The following is a 16,784-nucleotide window of genomic DNA, read 5'->3' as shown; positions in this document are numbered from 1 at the left end:
ACACTCATGCAACCGCCGACACTCATGCAACCGCCGATACAGATGCTGATGCCCATGCTCATGCTACTGCCGATACAGATGACGCCGCCGACGCTCATGCTACTGCCGATACAGATGCTGATGCCCAGGCTCATGCTACTGCCGATACAGATGCTGATGCCCATGCTCATGCTACTGCCGATACAGATGCTGATGCTCCGGCTCATGCTACTGCCGATACAGATGCTGATGTCGATGCGCCTGCTTCTGCCGATACAGATGACGATGCCCATGCTCATGCTACTGCCGATACAGATGCTAATGTCGATGCGCCTGCTTCTGCCGATACAGATGCTGATGCCCATGCTCATGCTTCTGCCGATACAGATGCTGATGCCCATGCTCATGCTACTACCGATACAGGCGCTGATGCCCATGCTCAGGCTACTGCCGATACAGATGACGATGCTCTTGTACATGCTGAGGTTGTCGAAGAAATTGTTGCGGTCGAAAATGGAACTACCATCAACTATCCCAAAAATTTTTCAGAAATAGAAGCCGCAGATGTATTCACTACCACTGTAGATACAGAGCCCATCCCCGAAATTGATATTCTCGAAACTGTTGAAGTACAAACCACAACTATTTCAGACGTCGATCAAGCAACTTCTATGATCTTACAAATGGTTCCTATAGAAGTGGTCCAGCATGGTCCTGCGATACTAAGCATCCCCCCTATTGTAACTGCAGAAGCTGAAGTTTCCGAAACTCATGATAAGTCTGCAACTACTGAGACTACTGACGCTCGCGATATGTAGTATTTTAATTTATTATTAAATAAGCGTTGACAAGCTTGATTTTCTTATGCTATATTAAGGTGTATTACGCTCGAAGCGGTTTTTTTAAATTCCTATTGGATACCATATTCGGCGATTTTATGATCAGGGAGGTGTACACAAATGTACGCAATTATTGAAACTGGTGGAAAACAGTACAAAGTTGAAGAAGGCATGATTATCAAGGTTGAAAAACTAGGTGTATCAAACGGCGATGAAGTTTCTTTCGAAAACGTCTTAGCGGTAAAAAAAGCCGACTCTTTAGTAACTGGTTCTCCATGTGTAAAAGGTGCCACTGTTAAAGCAGAAGTTCTTGAAGCTGAAGGTAAAGGCAAAAAAATTATAGTTTTTAAATATAAGCCTAAAAAAACTTACAAGAAAAAGCAAGGGCACCGTCAACGCTTTACAAAAGTTAAAATTACTTCTATTAATGCCTAGTCAATGATAAATATTAAGCTTTATTTTAAAGAGGAAAATCTATTTCGATTTCGAGTTTCGGGTCATGCGAATTACGCAAAATCAGGATCCGATATTGTATGTGCAGGCGTTAGTGCCCTTGTATTTACTGCTGTCAATTCGATAGAAGCTTTCTTAGATGAGCCTATGCTTATAAATGAAAAGGACGAACAACAAGGAATTATAGATTGCACATTTCCGAATATAAAAAATGAGATCTATAATCCCCAAACCACAATTTTACTTAAGAGCTTGTCGTTTGGGTTAGAAGGAATTCAAAAAATGTATCCTGCAAATGTTAGGATCAAAAAGTATATACCTCGGAGGTGAAAAATATGATACGTTTTGACTTACAGTTTTTTGCTAGCAAAAAGGGAGTTGGCTCATCCAAAAACGGACGCGACTCCGAATCTAAACGTCTAGGTGCCAAAAGAGCCGACGGACAGTTTGTAAAAGCTGGTAACATTCTATACCGTCAAAGAGGAACCAAAATCCATCCTGGCACCAACGTTGGGCGTGGTGGCGATGATACTCTTTTCGCTCTAGTCGATGGAGTAGTTAGATTTGAACGTAAAGGTAGAAGCAAAAAACAAGTTTCTGTATACAGTGCTTAATTTACAAGGGGTTTCAACTTTAAGTTGAGCCCTTTTTTTCATAGCATAAATAAATAAATCAATAAATTATGAATGGAGGTAAAAAAATGTTTGTAGATCATGTAAAAATATTTGTACGCTCGGGGCGTGGTGGCGACGGACATGTGTCTTTTAGACGTGAAAAATACGTACCCAATGGAGGGCCCGATGGGGGCGACGGAGGTACTGGCGGCGATATTATATTTCAAGTAGATTCTGGCATAAATACATTGTTGAATTTTAAACATATTCGACAATACAAAGCTGGAGACGGAGAACCCGGAGCCAAAAAGCGTTGCCACGGCAAAGACGGGTTAGATAAAGTTATTCGTGTTCCAAAAGGCACTATCATAAGAGAAGCGGAGTCTCAAAAAATTATTGCAGACATGTATTTAGACGATCAGCAAGAAATTATTTTTAAGGGCGGCAAAGGTGGCAAGGGCAACCAACACTTTGCAACACCAACAAGACAAGCTCCCAAATATGCCGAAAAGGGGCGCGATGCAAAAGAATATTGGGTTACTTTAGAACTCAAAATGCTTGCCGACGTCGGATTAGTAGGCTTTCCTAATGTTGGAAAATCTACTTTATTATCAATGGTTAGTAACGCACAACCCAAAATTGCGGACTATCACTTTACAACACTTTCGCCAAATCTTGGAGTTGTAACAAACCGGTTTGGCAAACAATTTGTTATGGCTGATATCCCAGGAATAATCGAAGGGGCATCCGACGGTGTGGGGCTAGGCTTTAATTTTCTAAGACATATAGAAAGAACCAAGGTGATTGTTCACGTAGTTGATGCCGCCGGCACAGAGGGTCGCGATCCAAAAAGCGACATTCTAACCATTATAAAAGAGCTAGACAAATATAATCCACAAATTCTCGAAACCAAGCCCCAAATTATTGCAGCTAACAAGATCGACATCTCAAGCGAATATATTGCGGAACTAACAGAATTTTTTGAAATTGGTCGTGGCATCAAAGTCGTCCCTATTTCTGCGGCCTCAAATTCCAACCTACAAACGCTACTACAAGAAATYGATACTCTATTAAGCAGTCTTCCTGTTGATAATATTACATTTGAGCCMGAATTTGTAGAAGATGAAATTAGCAAAGAAAGTTTTACGGTATCCGAAATTGAAAGCGGTTATTTTGCCGTTAGTGGAGTGGGAGTYGAAAAAATGATTGGATATACGTCATTAGATTCGGAAAAGGGCTTCGCATTCTTCCAAAAATAYCTTCGCGACAAAGGAATTATTGACAGTTTAGAGCAAGCCGGAATAAAAGAAGGCGACACTGTACGAATTTATGACATAGAATTTGAATATTATAAATAGAAAGGACAAAAACATGACTAGTAAACAACGAGCGCATCTTAGATCACTGGCCCAAAATATTAATAGCACATTCCAGGTTGGCAAAAACTCGGTTACTCCAGAATTAGTTATTGGAATATCTGAAGCATTGGCGGCAAGAGAGCTTATAAAAATAACTGTACTAAACAATTGCGACGAAGATATTACTGACATTGCTCAAATGTTGGCCGAAAGAAGCAAATCTCAATTAATTCAAATTATTGGGAAAAAAATTATTTTGTATAAAATGCCTAAGAAAAATCCAAAAATAATATTACCGGAAAATTAATATTAAACGAGGTGATCAACATGGATATTAAAGTAAGAATAGGTATCATGGGGGGCACATTTGACCCCATACACAACGGACATTTGGTAATAGCACAAGAAGTCCTAGAACAATTTAAACTAGACAAAATTTTATTTATTCCTAACGGCAACCCCTCACACAAAAAATCTATACACATCTCTTCAAAAAAAAATAGGTTTCATATGACCAAACTCGCYATTTTGGATAACCCTCATTTTTTTATTAGYGATATTGAGTATAAAAACGATCGTCCCAGCTATAGCTACGATACTATCTGCAGTTTAAAGCATACTTTTGCAGATAGCGAATTCTATTTTATAGTTGGTGATGATAGCATTTTAGACATTTTAAACTGGTATAAAAGCACCGAACTTATTAAGCTTTGCAAATTTATTGTTGTAAATCGACCAAATTTTAACAATGAAGCAGTCTCCACCCAAATCAAATTTCTAGAAGACAATTTTAATGCTACTATTTTGAGAATAGATCATCTAGGATTTGATATTTCCTCTACCGAAATTAGGCATCGGATATACAGTAATAAATCTGTTCAATATTTGGTGCCTCCCTCAGTAGAAGCTTATATAAGAAAAAAAGAATTATACTATAATAAACTCACCATTAGCAAATCAGAGCAAAAACATATAGAAGAAATTGTCGCATCCGCCATGGGGGCTAAGAGATTTAGCCACACTCTGGGTGTTACAGAATTTGGCGTTAAACTGGCACAACATCATGGTGTTGACGCAAATAAAGCTTATTTAGGTTGCATATATCATGACCTTGCAAAAGAAATGGATCACACAGCAGAATACCCTATCGAATTTGATGCCTTCGAAACAGCGCATCCACAATTAAAACACGGAAAAATTGCAGCATTTCTGGTAGAACATTCATATAATATAACAGACCCCGACATATTAGATAGTATACGATATCATACTATTGGCAGACACAACATGTCCAACTTGGAAAAAATTGTTTATCTTGCCGACATGTGTGAATATGGACGTGGCTCTAGTAATAGCTACACTATATTACGAAAACTATGCTTTCAAGATTTAGATCGAGCTATGTACTACTCAATGAAAATAGTGCGACATTCTGTGGTACATGAAAAACAGAAAGAACTTCACCCAAGCCTTAACGGTTTAATAGAAGAGTATGAAAAATATAATTAGAGAGGGTGGATCTATATGGAACCATATGAATTAGCATTAAAAATAGCGCATATTTTAGATAAAAAAAAATTAGAAGATTTAGAGATTGTTGAGGTTAAAGAACTGACCACTTTAACAGACTACTTTGTAATTGCTATTTGCTCTAACACGAGACAATCGATGGCTATTTCCGAAGAACTAGAATATTTGTTAGAAGAAGAAAACATTGCGGCAAAACATTCAGAAGGATACGAAACCGCACGCTGGATCTTGCTTGATTACTTGGGCGTTATAGTGCATATTTTATACAAAGAAGATGCTCAAATTTATGGGCTTCACAGACTTTGGCAAGATGGAAAAAATATTCCTTTTTAATGCTTATAGATGCAGACGTTTTAGACTGGTCGTCTGCATCATTATTTCAATTTTCATATGGCACTTCTTGATACACATGGTAGTTGAGCCAGTTTGAAAACAGCAAATTAGCATGGGATCTCCACTTAACTTTTGGGGCTAAATTTGGATTATCATCTGGATAATAGTTATACGGAATATTTATATTTCGTCCTAAATTTTTATCCCGTTGATATTCTTGCTCCAAAATATATGGATCATATTCGGAATGCCCCGATACAAATACAAACTTATTATCGCGACTAACCAAAATATATACTCCTGCATCATCGGAAGTGGCCACTATATCAAAATCTTTTGACTGACTTAAAACTAGATTATCCCAGCCAGTATGCCTAGAATGCGGAGCAAAAAATGTATCATCAAAACCTCTCACAATTTGACATGCCTTTACAACTTTATGCTCAAACACTCCAAATATTTTTTTATCTAACACAATTTTATCTATGCCATAATAATAATATAGTGCTGCCTGTGCTCCCCAACAAATAAATAATGTTGAGTATACATTGGTCTTGGCAAATTCTAAAATCTGCAAAAGCTCATCCCAATAATCCACCTCTTCAAAATCCAACATCTCTACTGGCGCTCCCGTCACAATCATCCCATCATACTTTTTATGCTTAATCTCTGTAAAGTCTTTATAAAAATTTTCGAGATGATTTTTGGACGCATTCTTACTTTCATGCGTAGACATATGAACAAAATCTACATTTATTTGTAACGGAGTATTCCCTATTAGTCTAAGCAACTGCGTTTCTGTCTCTACTTTTGTGGGCATCAAATTCACTATTGCTATATTTAGTGGTCTAATATCTTGCCTTTCTGCACGACCTTTTCGCATCACAAATATATTTTCTTTTTGCAATATTTCTGTTGCTGGCAAATTTTGAGGTATTATAACAGGCATCATATCCTCCTATACTTTAGCAAGCGCATTTGTTAAGTCTGTAATTATATCATTGATATCTTCTATCCCTACAGATAACCTCACTAGATCAGGGGTTACACCAGCTTTTAGTTGATCCTCTGGGCTTAGTTGACGATGCGTCATGCTAGCTGGGTGCAGCAAATGGGTCCTTATATCCCCAACATGCACTACCAAGGTCGCCAGCTTTACATTATTGATCACAGCTTTTCCTGCTGCGGCACCTCCCTTAACCCCAAAGGTTATTATTCCACTAGCTCCGTTYGGCAAATATTTTTGTGCCAACTCATATGAAGCATYAGACTTAAGACCCGGATAATTTACCCAAGCCACTTTTGGGTGCTCCTCCAAAAACTTTGCAACGGTCAGAGCATTCTCAGAGTGTCTATCCATTCTCACCGCCATAGTTTCTGCACCTATATTTGTGAGATACGCATTAAACGGACTCATCGTACATCCCATATCTCTGAGCAATGTAACRCGAGCTTTCAGAATAAATGCCTGCTTTCCAAATGCTTCTGTATAAACCAATCCATGATAACTTGCATCTGGCGTTGTAAACTCCGGAAATYTRCCATTTGTATAATCAAATTTTCCGCCATCTACTAGCAGCCCYCCAACGCAGGTTGCATGTCCATCAATATATTTGGTAGTCGAGTGAATAATAATATCTGCCCCATGCTCAAAAGGACGACACAAATGCGGTGTTGCAAACGTACTATCTACAATTAGCGGCAATCCGTTTTTATGCGCTACGGTACTTACCTTTTCAAAATCTAACACATCCAAACTTGGGTTTCCGATAGTTTCTCCAAACACTGCTTTTGTATTTTCTTTGATATACTTTTGCATTTCTTCTGCAGTTGCATTAGGATCTACAAAATCAAATTCTATACCCAACTTTCGAAGCGTTATATCAAAAAGATTGAACGTTCCGCCATATAAATTTGACATACATAAAATGTGATCTCCAGCCGAGGCCAAATTTAGTATTGCAAGTAACGATGCCGACTGCCCCGATGATGTTGCAATAGCGCCTACGCCACCTTCCATATCGGTAATTTTTTCCTCTAGATATCCGCATGTAGGATTGCTTATTCTAGAATACATATGCCCTGCTGCTTTCAAATCAAATAAATCCGCGACCATATCCGCGTCATCATACTTATATGTTGTAGACTGAATTAGTGGAGCCACCCTCGGTTCACCATTTTTAGGTTTATATCCAGACTGAATACATTTTGTTGCTGTGCGCATTAACATACCTCCTTAAGAATATTTGACGTAATAACTAGTCAAGATTTATAATAACCAACAAAGTTGATTTTTAATCGTATTAAATCATTTATTCTTGCTAAAATAAAATTATTATCATATACTTAATACAAAATAAAAGGAGTGATCTGCTATGAAAGTTACAGTTAAAGTTCCTGCATCCACCGCAAATATTGGAAGCGGAATCGATTGTTTGGGAGTTGGGCTATCAAAATATTTAACCGTTGTAATGGAAGATAATGATAAATTTGAAATAATCTTTAAGCAAGGATTTAATCGAGATATTTTGCTTGATGAAAATTTATTTTATACTGGAGCAAAGCGTATTTTTGCTAAAGCTGGTCGAGGATTTCCATTGGTAAAAATCACCATGGTTACCGATATTCCTGGTTCGCGTGGGCTCGGAAGCTCTGCATCTGCAATAGTCGCGGGTGTCTATGCCGCAAATGCGTATCTCAATGATCTGTTCACCGAAGCCGAGCTTATTTCAGAAGCATCACTTATCGAAGGTCATCCAGATAATGTTGTCCCTTGTGCGGTAGGTGGATTTACAATTTCTATGATGGATAACGATGTTACCCACTACCACAAAATAGTTCCCAACCGCGACCTCAGATTTATTACTGCCATTCCAGACTATGAGCTTCCCACTAAATTGGCCCGAAGCGTTATACCCAAAGAATTTTCTCGCACAACTCTTGTCACACAACTTCAACGGGCTTGCTTTTTAGTTGGAGCACTCGCAAGCGGAGATATTCGCCAACTCGAAATAGCAACGCAAGATTTAATTTTCACTCCTGCAAGAAAGGATCTAATTCCTGGATTTGATGCAGTAACCAGCAATGCCATGGCAGCAGGAGCCATCTGCTCGATGATTTCTGGTGCAGGCCCCACATTAATAGCATTTGCAACCCACAACTTAGACTGTATTGCTGCAGCTATGCGACAAGGCTTTACCGATGCACAAATAAATTCTACAGTAGAAATTTTACGAGCAGATACCAAAGGTGCCGTTGTCATCACCGAAATATAATAATAAACGGGTAGACACCTGATTCTTCCTTGCGTGTCTACTTTTTTAATTTTTTTTTGCAAAAGGGGCTTGTCAAACTTTTTTAAATGGTGTATAGTAAACGAGTATTAAATTTGGCGGAATAGCTCAGTTGGCTAGAGCACATGGTTCATACCCATGGTGTCGGGGGTTCGACTCCCTTTTCCGCTATTTTTTTATGCCCAAAAATAAATGCATACACCCTTCACTTTTATAATATAATAATCTATCACAAAATCCATTCCATTTGCAACATCCTTCTCTTACATACCCCCAAAAATCATTAAGGAGGCAACAATGAAATTAACAACTAAACAACTCACTATTCTTAGCCTTTTAATCGCAATACACGTAGTTTTATCACGTCACCTTGCAATACATATTGGCGATTTAATCCGAATCAGCTTTGCATCTGTGGTCACCGGAATAATTGCGGTCTATTTTAAACCCGCTTGGACAATTTTGGCTTGCGGTATCTCAGACTTATTGGCAGCATTGCTATTTCCAACTGGTCCATTTTTYCCAGGATTTACCTTAAGCGCAATGGTTGGCGGCTCTATATATGCGGCATTGTTATATCGMAAACCATTTAGCTGGTATCGCGTTATTGCCATCAAGGCTTTGTCCCTAATTATCGTAACTGCCGGCTTAAATTCTTATTGGCTTTCACTACTCATAGGCAAATCATTTATTGTAATAGCAACTCCACGAATTGCCGAAGAACTTTTAATGTTTCCTATTGAAGTAATATTGTTGGGCCTTACTCTTAAATATTTGGTACCTCAGCTCAAAAAACAAATAGTAATCTAATAAAACATATTCAATTTTGCTATCAAATTAACCCTGGTGATTAATATAAAATTGAAATTCATGCATAAAAAATATTAGAGTGCAAACAATTAAAATGTACCCTCCCAAAACGCCATGCAAAAATATACAAAAAAAATGATATTTTTTAAGGTGATTACTCATATAGATTAATAGACAATAAAATTTATTAATAAAGGGGGGATTAGGCTTTGAGAAATATTCCAAAAGATTTACTAAACGAGTACGACTTAGAAGTCTACAGATCACAATACAACAGAAATAATTTTATATTGGATACAAATAAGGGTAAATATATTTTGAGAAAAGTAAATACACAGCATGAACAAATTATTTTTATGTATGAAGCAATCAATCACTTATACAAAAATGGTTTTACACAAACTGAAATCATTTATCCCACAAAAAAAAATCTCCCTTATGTAACTCTCACGGGACAAACTTATATATTGCAAAGTCATAAAAATAGTTTAGAAATTGAGTTTAAGAATACCGAAGATATTATAGCAATCATCAAACTTTTGGCCAACTTTCATAAATGTGGATTGAATCTTAAAACTTCTGTACATGATGCAAGTCCAATACATATGAAAGATGTCTATTCTTATTTTACCAAAAGAATCAAAGAAACTAACACTCTAAAAAAAGCTATTCAACCGCTTTCTCAAAAAACTGAATTTGAAGCAATGTTCTTAAAAGACTACAAAGATTATTTAGATCTTGAAAATTTGGCTCTTATGTGTATCAATGAAAACAGTTGTACATCTCTAATAAAACATGCCACCACCAATAGAACCTTAGCACATAACGAATACAAGTATCATTCTGTTGGCAAAACTAACAGTCAACTCTATTTATTAAATATAGATAAATGTGGCATAAATATGCAAATACAAGATTTAAGCTCAATACTTTCCAAAATTATGCAAAAAAATTCTTGGGATATTGAATTTCTCAAAATACTTTTAACTGAATATGAAAATATTCGTCCACTTTCAATCGATGAACGCGCTGTCCTTAAAGCTCTGTTGATTTTTCCTGAAAAATTCGCTTCTATGTGTAACAACTATTTACAATGTAAAAGAAGAAATAATTATAGTATGTTTTTAGTAAAATGGGAAAACATGCTAGTATATAAGGAGAAGCAACTTGCAGCTTCTAAATACATTAAAGAAAATCTCTGACATAATATACTTTAATCATAGGAGGCTTACAGATGAAAAGTAACAGATTTTTAGTCATTGGGATTATCTCCACTCTTGTAGTTTGTCTAGTTGGTGTTATGGTATTTCTAATAGTTGAAATATCACAATTTACTATAGAACCTCAACTAGTCGAAGAGCTTTCCGAAGTCCCAGAACCAGCTATAAAAGAAGTCCAATTAACCTTCGATGGAGTGGTAACCGAAATTGATGGCAATAAGTTAATAATTACAAATGTAGACAACCACGAGCCTATAGAGCTAAATATTGTTGGTAGTTCATCAATTTCAGACAAGTACAACAAACAAATTCCACTCTCTCAAATTGTTTTAGGTGAAATAGTAGACGTATCATATAAGATCAACTCTCATGATATAGTATCCTTACAGATTCATCCAATGGCTTTTATGCATCATAATATAGCAAACACACAAATCGATACAAAATCTCAAACGGTTAGTATCGGAACTAAAAAGTATCATATTGATGAATTGGCTATCTTTCAAAACCCTAACCAAGAAATTYTGTCTGATTTATCTAATTTAACTGAATTTGATGAGATTTTAATAAAGGGATTAGAAGACGATATTTATAGCTTAAATATTATAAATGGGCTAGGATATATTCAAGTCACCAATCTACCATCAGAAAATGGACGCCTTGAAATCAACAGGCAAAGGCAAATTCCATTAAACACACTTCCAGATAATACTGTCAAAGTACAAGCCGGAACATATAATCTTGCATTATATTTAGAAAACTACTTGCCTATTATTGTAGAAGATGCCATAATAGAATATGGACAAACCTATATACTAGATGCAGCCAATATTCAACCGATCACTTATGACGTCGCTATTAAGATAGTAAACAATAATCAACCCTATAATCTGAGTATAGATAATATAAGCTACGGYGAAACTAGAAATTTTCAATTACCCCGGGGAACATATACTCTAGACATAACTTCGGCAGGTTTTTATGACTATAGCCATGAATTTAAAGTTCAAGATGATATGGCTTTCCAATTTATTCTTTCTGCAGTACCGCCACCACCGCCACCACTGCCGCCAGCGCCTGAGCCAATTATAGAACCTACGCCTGAACCAATTGTAGAGTCAAACTTAGACGCTGAGTTACTTTTAGACGTCGCACCTATACCTGTTCCTGATGCCGTCTCAGCCGCATTGGATACCTCGGGGCCACAAATTGTAATTGAACCATTACTGCAGCCAAGTACTCCCGCTCCAATAGAACCTCAAATATCTATCGAGCCAGATTTCGAGCTTACAGAATCCGTCGAACCAGAATATAACCATATTATTAATCTTAATACGAATCCACCAAATGCTTCTGTATATTTAAACGGAGTCTATATCGGCGTAACACCTGTATCAAAAAATCTAGACACAGGTATATACAAAGTAGAATTTTCGCTAGAGGGCTATGAAAATTATTCAACTTCGATTATAGTAGAAGAGGAAGACATTCAAACAGACTATTTGTATGTACTTGCACCAAAATAAGCAAAATAAGAGAGGACATTAAAAATGAATTACAAAGATCTTTACAAAAAATGGCTCACCGACGAGTGTTTTGACGACGCAACAAAAGCCGAACTTAAGAGTATTGAAAACAACGAAAAAGAAATCGAAGACCGATTTTACACAGAACTTGAATTTGGTACCGCAGGACTTAGAGGCGTTATCGGAGCTGGAACAAACAGAATGAACAAGTATATCGTTCAAAAAGCAACTCAAGGACTGGCAAATTTTCTTAAAGGGCAAGGACTTCAAAATCCTAAAGTTGTAATTGCGTATGATTCTCGAAACAAATCCGACACTTTTGCTATGGATACCGCCTTAGTATTAGCTGCCAACGGCATAAAAGCATATCTATTCGAAAGTTTAAGAGCCGTTCCGCAACTCAGTTTTGCTTTACGCACACTAAAAGCTGATGCCGGAGTTGTTATTACCGCAAGCCACAATCCACCTGAATATAACGGATATAAAGTTTATGGCAATGACGGAGCTCAAGTCATAGCGCCATTTGATAAAATGATCATCGATCAAGTTAATAGCATAACAGACTTTAGTACTATAAAAACTACCACCGAAACAGAAGCGAAAGCTGATGGATTACTAGAAATCATCGGTGAAAATATAGATAAATTATATATCGAACAAGTAAAATCACAAGTTATCAATCAAGATGTAATCAATAAAGTTGCAGACGAATTCAAAATAGTGTATACTCCATTACATGGAACTGGAAATTTGCCTGTTAGACGCGCACTAAAAGAAGTAGGCTTCAAAAATGTTTATGTTGTTGCAGAACAAGAGAAGCCAGATGGAAATTTCCCGACTGTGAAAAGTCCAAATCCAGAAGATCCCAATGCATTTAAACTAGCAATAGAGCTTGCAAAAAAAGAACAAGCCGATATCATAATAGGAACCGATCCCGATGCTGATCGTGTTGGTGTTTTAATTCGTGATGAAAAAGGTGAATATATTGTTCTAACCGGTAATATGATAGGTACTATGTTGACTGACTATATTTTACGTGGCAGAAAAGAAAACGGAAGTCTTCCTACAAATGGTGTTGTCATCAAAACTATTGTCACAACAGAAATGATTAGACCTATTTGCGAGTTTTATGGTTCAGACGTAATAGAAGTTCTTACTGGCTTTAAATTTATTGGTGAACAAATTAAAAACTTTGAAACAACCAACCAACATTCGTATGTATTTGGTTTTGAAGAAAGCTATGGCGCGCTTGCCGGAACCTATGCTAGAGACAAAGATGCTGTTGTTACCAGTCTACTCGCTTGTGAAATGGCTGCGTACTACAAATTAAATGGTATGACCTTATACGAAGCGCTTGTTGCGTTATATCAAAAATTTGGTTATTATAGAGAGGATGTTCAATCATTTACTCTTAAAGGCATCGAAGGAATTGGCAAAATTAAGAATATTATGGAAACCCTTAGAAATCAACAGATTGATACTATAGGCGGATACCAAATCCTTGCTAAACGTGACTACAAAACACAGCAAAGAGTAACCAAAGATGGAACCACTTCTAAAATTGAGCTACCTGTGTCCGATGTTATTTATTTTGAACTATCAAACAACGCTTGGATTTGTGTTAGACCTTCTGGTACAGAACCTAAGATTAAATTCTATATTGGAGTTAAAGGCCAAAGCCTAGAAGATGCCAATAATAAATTACAAGCAATTAAAGATGATGTACTCAAAATTTTAGAACCACTTATGTAAAACTTTAAAGCGGATTCACTTTAACGTGATTCTGCTTATTTTCTTTATTTAAAGGAGATGATTCTATGTATGCACAAGTACAAGACTTGATTAAAGTCAAAAAATATAATCAAGCCACGGTAATGTTAAATGGCATTGAGAATAGAAATGCAGTTTGGTACTACTTATCTAGTGTAATTGCCTACAAAAAAGCATTTTTCGAATCCGCTTTAGAAAACATCAACAAAGCTATTTCATTAGACGGCACCAACAATATATATAACAATTTTCACACCAAACTGATGAGTAGATTTAGCAGTTATAGCCGCGATTACCATAGAACACCTCGATATCGACAAAACAATGGTTGCTGCCCTTGCGGAGACTGTGAGTGCTGTCAGCTTAACTGCTGCGACCTAATTTGCCTAGACAGTTGCTGTGAATGTTGCGGTGGCGATTTAATAAGCTGTATTTAAGATTGGAGAAATAATGTTTGGTTATGTTACCCCACTAAAAGAAGAATTAAAAGTACGTCAGCTAGACCTATTTAAAAGCTATTACTGCGGCCTATGCCAACATATCAAAAAAGATTTTAGCAATATACCGCGTCTTACCCTCAGCTACGATATTACTACAATGGCCATCCTACTAGATGCCACAGATCCTCAGCGCGTTAAGCTCAAAAARCAACCTTGTATTATTAGCCCACGCAAACGCCCCGTTGTACAACAATCTAAGCCATTAAAATATGCGGCATCAGTAAACGTATTGCTAAGCTACTACAAATTAAAAGACGACTATTTAGATGAACATTCGTTGAGGAGCAAGCTTTTGTTACCTCAACTTAGACCATTTTTACAAAAGGTGCCCTCAGAATTTCGYTTTYTGCATCCTATCATAAAATCCAATCTTAATAAATTGCAAGAACTAGAGCGGTCCAAAAATTTTAGTTCCTTAGACGAAATAGCAGATCCCTTTGCAACATTGGTTGGAACCATAATCCGAAAATATCCTTACACTACAGCRAACAAAGGCGATCTTTATCGATTTGGATACGCTCTTGGCAAGTGGATATACCTTATGGATGCCCTAGATGACTTGCAGAAAGATATTGAAAATAACAGCTTTAACCCACTCTAYGTTCTTTATTATCAAGAAGGACAATCAACAGACGAACTATTCATGACCGCAAAAGACAAACTCGAATTTAGTATATTTAGTCTCGGCGCCAGCTGCAAAGAACTTCTAAACAAACTTGCTCCCAAGAAAAATCGTGCCCTACTTGAAAATATTATCATTTATGGTATGATGGACAAATACACTATGATTTCAAAAAAATGTAATAGCTGTCAATCGTGCAAAAACAAGAAAGCCAAAACACATAAATAGGTGGTCATATTTACTACTTAGAATTTATCACAAAATACAGCAACTGTAACCAATACACCACCAACAAAAAACAAGAAAGGAAAATAAACATGAAAACAAGAGATTTAACAACTGGTGGAGTTTTAGTTTCTCTATCTATGATACTCTTTTATTTGGCAAACGTAATTCCCACAAGCACTGTCACTATCTTCACATTGACTGTCTTTGTACCCGTTATAGCCTATCTTAGATGCAATCTCAAAACTGCTGCAGTTGTATACTTTTCCAGCAGCATACTTGGCTTTATGCTATTCTCTCCTATGTTTGGCCTTATATATTTTATAGTTGGTTCATATGGAATAGTCAAAGCTTTCATAGAGGAAAAAGAAAATCTAATACTAGAAAGTATTTTAAAATTAGTTACGTTTACGATTATGGGAATCGTCTTGGTTTTAATTGCCAGCCCATTTATGCTTCCATATTTATCTGAGCCTATTTTGGGAATCGGCGTCGCCTTTCCAACAGACATCTATTCAACCTCTTTGGTTAATATACCTGATTCCTCTTTGGGATTTTTAACTATACCTGTAATATTGGTTGGATTTATTGTTTTGGGCTTTATTGTAGACTACGCTTTAACTTTACTTATTCAAGGTTATTACAAATATTTCAAAAATCTGTAACAAAGTATAGTATCAAGTCATACTATACTAGTATACATTAAAATTGACATTGAGGCGAACATTATGACAGAGATAAATCCTATTACCCATCTAAAAAAAACTTTATGTAATTCTATCGAAAACGAAAACTTTGATCTTTTATCAGAAGAAGTTATCACTATTAGTCAAGAGCTAGATCAGCAACTGCTACCTTTATTTAAACAGCAACTAGACGTTTATAATATATATTTACAAATTAAAAAGCCTGTATAAAAAAGAAGTCGAAGTTTTATATTCGGCTTCTCTTTATGTAAGCTCTTTACATACGCATTGAGTTTTGTGAATTGTTTTTGCGTCCAAATAAATTCTCCCAAATTGATTTTTTCTTGTTCTCTTGTTTAGCACTCAAATTTGCCACTTCACGCTTTAAGTTTTGCATTTCTCTAATAGTTTCATCTACTCTTTTATAATAGTTTTCATCCTTATCATTTTTCACGCTTTGCTCCTGTTTAATTTCTTGCATCTGAGCGTCAACGTATGTAATGACGTTTTTTTGAATATCCTCCTGAAGTTCCTCACTTAATTCAGCCATAATTTCATCCTTAATCCTAGCCTTTGCTATTTGCTGACTAGTTATTAAAGAGCTTTCTATCGTCTGCTGTATAAGTTGCAAAAACGCATGCTTTTTATTTTCTAACTCATCAATACTATCGTTTTGTATCGAGGATACTCTTTGACTCTCAACAACAGCCACCCCCTTGCCCATATCCAGTACTCCCAATTCTTCCAAATCACTCACACTATTGCAAACTCCTTCCCCAATTTTTATCTTGATAGCACGCAGCTCTATTCCAGCATTTCTCAATTTTTTGATTTCTTCTATAACATTTAAATTGTCTTGAGTGAATATCCTATGTTTTTGTGAATTTCTAAAAATGTTAAGATTAAGTTCTTTTTCGTAATATCTTAGCACATAGGGTTCCATTCCTAAGGCCATAGAGGCTTCTTTAATAGTAAAAAATTTTTTCTCCATTTCTGCAATTACTCCTCTTTTTCTTCTTATAGTCT

Annotated in this window: 20 protein-coding genes and 1 tRNA gene; 18 read left to right on the top strand and 3 right to left on the bottom strand. The window is 36.4% G+C overall.

Annotation, left to right across the window (positions count from 1 at the left end):
* The 8 genes from EPU_RS13905 to rsfS form a co-directional block, all read left to right on the top strand.
* The coding region (locus tag EPU_RS13905; protein WP_010166866.1) for a hypothetical protein at positions 1 to 797 on the top strand (797 nt) is incomplete at its 5' end.
* A gap of 141 nt (positions 798 to 938) precedes the next feature.
* On the top strand, positions 939 to 1,253 hold the full coding sequence (rplU, locus tag EPU_RS03655; RefSeq protein ID WP_010166865.1) for a 50S ribosomal protein L21: 315 nt from the start codon (positions 939 to 941) through the stop codon (positions 1,251 to 1,253).
* Positions 1,254 to 1,256: 3 nt separating this feature from the next.
* A complete protein-coding gene (locus EPU_RS14595; RefSeq protein ID WP_010166863.1) occupies positions 1,257 to 1,601 on the top strand; it encodes a ribosomal-processing cysteine protease Prp in 345 nt (114 codons plus the stop codon).
* Between the two features lie 5 nt (positions 1,602 to 1,606).
* Positions 1,607 to 1,885 carry a 50S ribosomal protein L27 gene (gene rpmA / locus EPU_RS03645; RefSeq protein WP_010166860.1) on the top strand — a complete coding sequence of 93 codons (279 nt, stop codon included), beginning with the start codon at positions 1,607 to 1,609 and terminating at the stop codon, positions 1,883 to 1,885.
* Positions 1,886 to 1,971: 86 nt separating this feature from the next.
* Positions 1,972 to 3,243: a GTPase ObgE gene (obgE, locus tag EPU_RS03640; protein ID WP_029487949.1), complete on the top strand. Its 1,272-nt coding sequence runs from the start codon at positions 1,972 to 1,974 to the stop codon at positions 3,241 to 3,243.
* Positions 3,244 to 3,256: 13 nt separating this feature from the next.
* On the top strand, positions 3,257 to 3,550 hold the full coding sequence (yhbY, locus tag EPU_RS03635; protein WP_010166857.1) for a ribosome assembly RNA-binding protein YhbY: 294 nt from the start codon (positions 3,257 to 3,259) through the stop codon (positions 3,548 to 3,550).
* A gap of 20 nt (positions 3,551 to 3,570) precedes the next feature.
* Complete coding sequence (gene nadD / locus EPU_RS13170) at positions 3,571 to 4,752, top strand: nicotinate-nucleotide adenylyltransferase (RefSeq protein ID WP_083792552.1); 1,182 nt, start codon at positions 3,571 to 3,573, stop codon at positions 4,750 to 4,752.
* Positions 4,753 to 4,767: 15 nt separating this feature from the next.
* A complete protein-coding gene (gene rsfS / locus EPU_RS03625; RefSeq protein ID WP_010166853.1) occupies positions 4,768 to 5,106 on the top strand; it encodes a ribosome silencing factor in 339 nt (112 codons plus the stop codon).
* A 46-nt stretch (positions 5,107 to 5,152) separates the two neighbouring features.
* Here the strand turns inward: rsfS and metA are convergent, their stop codons facing one another.
* Positions 5,153 to 6,055 carry a homoserine O-acetyltransferase MetA gene (gene metA / locus EPU_RS03620; RefSeq protein ID WP_010166851.1) on the bottom strand — a complete coding sequence of 301 codons (903 nt, stop codon included), beginning with the start codon at positions 6,053 to 6,055 and terminating at the stop codon, positions 5,153 to 5,155.
* 9 nt (positions 6,056 to 6,064) lie between these two features.
* Entirely contained in the window at positions 6,065 to 7,330 is a 1,266-nt protein-coding gene (locus EPU_RS03615; protein ID WP_330360215.1) for an O-acetylhomoserine aminocarboxypropyltransferase/cysteine synthase family protein, read from the bottom strand.
* A gap of 151 nt (positions 7,331 to 7,481) precedes the next feature.
* On the opposite strand from EPU_RS03615, the gene thrB reads away from it, so the two are divergent.
* The 10 genes from thrB (at position 7,482) to EPU_RS03565 (ending at position 15,989) form a co-directional block, all read left to right on the top strand.
* Entirely contained in the window at positions 7,482 to 8,381 is a 900-nt protein-coding gene (gene thrB / locus EPU_RS03610; protein ID WP_010166847.1) for a homoserine kinase, read from the top strand.
* A 115-nt stretch (positions 8,382 to 8,496) separates the two neighbouring features.
* A tRNA-Met gene (locus EPU_RS03605) sits at positions 8,497 to 8,570 on the top strand.
* Positions 8,571 to 8,696: 126 nt separating this feature from the next.
* Positions 8,697 to 9,209, top strand: a complete 513-nt coding sequence (locus EPU_RS03600) for a folate family ECF transporter S component (protein WP_029487947.1) — start codon at positions 8,697 to 8,699, stop codon at positions 9,207 to 9,209.
* Positions 9,210 to 9,418: 209 nt separating this feature from the next.
* Positions 9,419 to 10,411: a CotS family spore coat protein gene (locus tag EPU_RS03595; RefSeq protein ID WP_010166845.1), complete on the top strand. Its 993-nt coding sequence runs from the start codon at positions 9,419 to 9,421 to the stop codon at positions 10,409 to 10,411.
* A gap of 32 nt (positions 10,412 to 10,443) precedes the next feature.
* Positions 10,444 to 11,955 (top strand): PEGA domain-containing protein, encoded by a 1,512-nt coding sequence (locus tag EPU_RS03590; protein WP_029487946.1) that lies wholly within the window; start codon positions 10,444 to 10,446, stop codon positions 11,953 to 11,955.
* Between the two features lie 24 nt (positions 11,956 to 11,979).
* A complete protein-coding gene (locus tag EPU_RS03585) occupies positions 11,980 to 13,707 on the top strand; it encodes a phospho-sugar mutase (protein ID WP_010166843.1) in 1,728 nt (575 codons plus the stop codon).
* 65 nt (positions 13,708 to 13,772) lie between these two features.
* Positions 13,773 to 14,162 carry a hypothetical protein gene (locus EPU_RS03580; RefSeq protein WP_010166842.1) on the top strand — a complete coding sequence of 130 codons (390 nt, stop codon included), beginning with the start codon at positions 13,773 to 13,775 and terminating at the stop codon, positions 14,160 to 14,162.
* A 13-nt stretch (positions 14,163 to 14,175) separates the two neighbouring features.
* A complete protein-coding gene (locus tag EPU_RS03575; protein ID WP_029487944.1) occupies positions 14,176 to 15,075 on the top strand; it encodes a DUF5685 family protein in 900 nt (299 codons plus the stop codon).
* An 89-nt stretch (positions 15,076 to 15,164) separates the two neighbouring features.
* Entirely contained in the window at positions 15,165 to 15,737 is a 573-nt protein-coding gene (locus tag EPU_RS03570) for a hypothetical protein (protein ID WP_010166840.1), read from the top strand.
* Positions 15,738 to 15,800: 63 nt separating this feature from the next.
* Positions 15,801 to 15,989: a Spo0E family sporulation regulatory protein-aspartic acid phosphatase gene (locus EPU_RS03565; protein WP_010166839.1), complete on the top strand. Its 189-nt coding sequence runs from the start codon at positions 15,801 to 15,803 to the stop codon at positions 15,987 to 15,989.
* Positions 15,990 to 16,035: 46 nt separating this feature from the next.
* On the opposite strand, the gene EPU_RS12610 is transcribed toward EPU_RS03565, so the two are convergent.
* Positions 16,036 to 16,749: a helix-turn-helix domain-containing protein gene (locus EPU_RS12610; protein ID WP_010166838.1), complete on the bottom strand. Its 714-nt coding sequence runs from the start codon at positions 16,747 to 16,749 to the stop codon at positions 16,036 to 16,038.
* Positions 16,750 to 16,784: the final 35 nt, after the last annotated feature.

This window comes from Candidatus Epulonipiscium viviparus (assembly GCF_000171335.1).
GTDB classification, from domain to species: domain Bacteria; phylum Bacillota; class Clostridia; order Lachnospirales; family Cellulosilyticaceae; genus Epulonipiscioides; species Epulonipiscioides viviparus.
Note: the sequence above shows the minus strand (reverse complement) of the source record. Positions and strands in the feature narration are given on the sequence as shown.

Bases quoted from the DNA above. Each gene is read 5' to 3' on its own strand.
- rplU (WP_010166865.1), top strand. From the start codon at position 939: ATGTACGCAATTATTGAAACTGGTGGAAAACAGTACAAAGTTGAAGAA.
- EPU_RS14595 (WP_010166863.1), top strand. From the start codon at position 1,257: ATGATAAATATTAAGCTTTATTTTAAAGAGGAAAATCTATTTCGATTT.
- rpmA (WP_010166860.1), top strand. From the start codon at position 1,607: ATGATACGTTTTGACTTACAGTTTTTTGCTAGCAAAAAGGGAGTTGGC.
- yhbY (WP_010166857.1), top strand. From the start codon at position 3,257: ATGACTAGTAAACAACGAGCGCATCTTAGATCACTGGCCCAAAATATT.
- rsfS (WP_010166853.1), top strand. From the start codon at position 4,768: ATGGAACCATATGAATTAGCATTAAAAATAGCGCATATTTTAGATAAA.
- metA (WP_010166851.1), bottom strand. From the start codon at position 6,055: ATGCCTGTTATAATACCTCAAAATTTGCCAGCAACAGAAATATTGCAA.
- thrB (WP_010166847.1), top strand. From the start codon at position 7,482: ATGAAAGTTACAGTTAAAGTTCCTGCATCCACCGCAAATATTGGAAGC.
- EPU_RS03585 (WP_010166843.1), top strand. From the start codon at position 11,980: ATGAATTACAAAGATCTTTACAAAAAATGGCTCACCGACGAGTGTTTT.
- EPU_RS03580 (WP_010166842.1), top strand. From the start codon at position 13,773: ATGTATGCACAAGTACAAGACTTGATTAAAGTCAAAAAATATAATCAA.
- EPU_RS03570 (WP_010166840.1), top strand. From the start codon at position 15,165: ATGAAAACAAGAGATTTAACAACTGGTGGAGTTTTAGTTTCTCTATCT.
- EPU_RS03565 (WP_010166839.1), top strand. From the start codon at position 15,801: ATGACAGAGATAAATCCTATTACCCATCTAAAAAAAACTTTATGTAAT.
- EPU_RS12610 (WP_010166838.1), bottom strand. From the start codon at position 16,749: ATGGAGAAAAAATTTTTTACTATTAAAGAAGCCTCTATGGCCTTAGGA.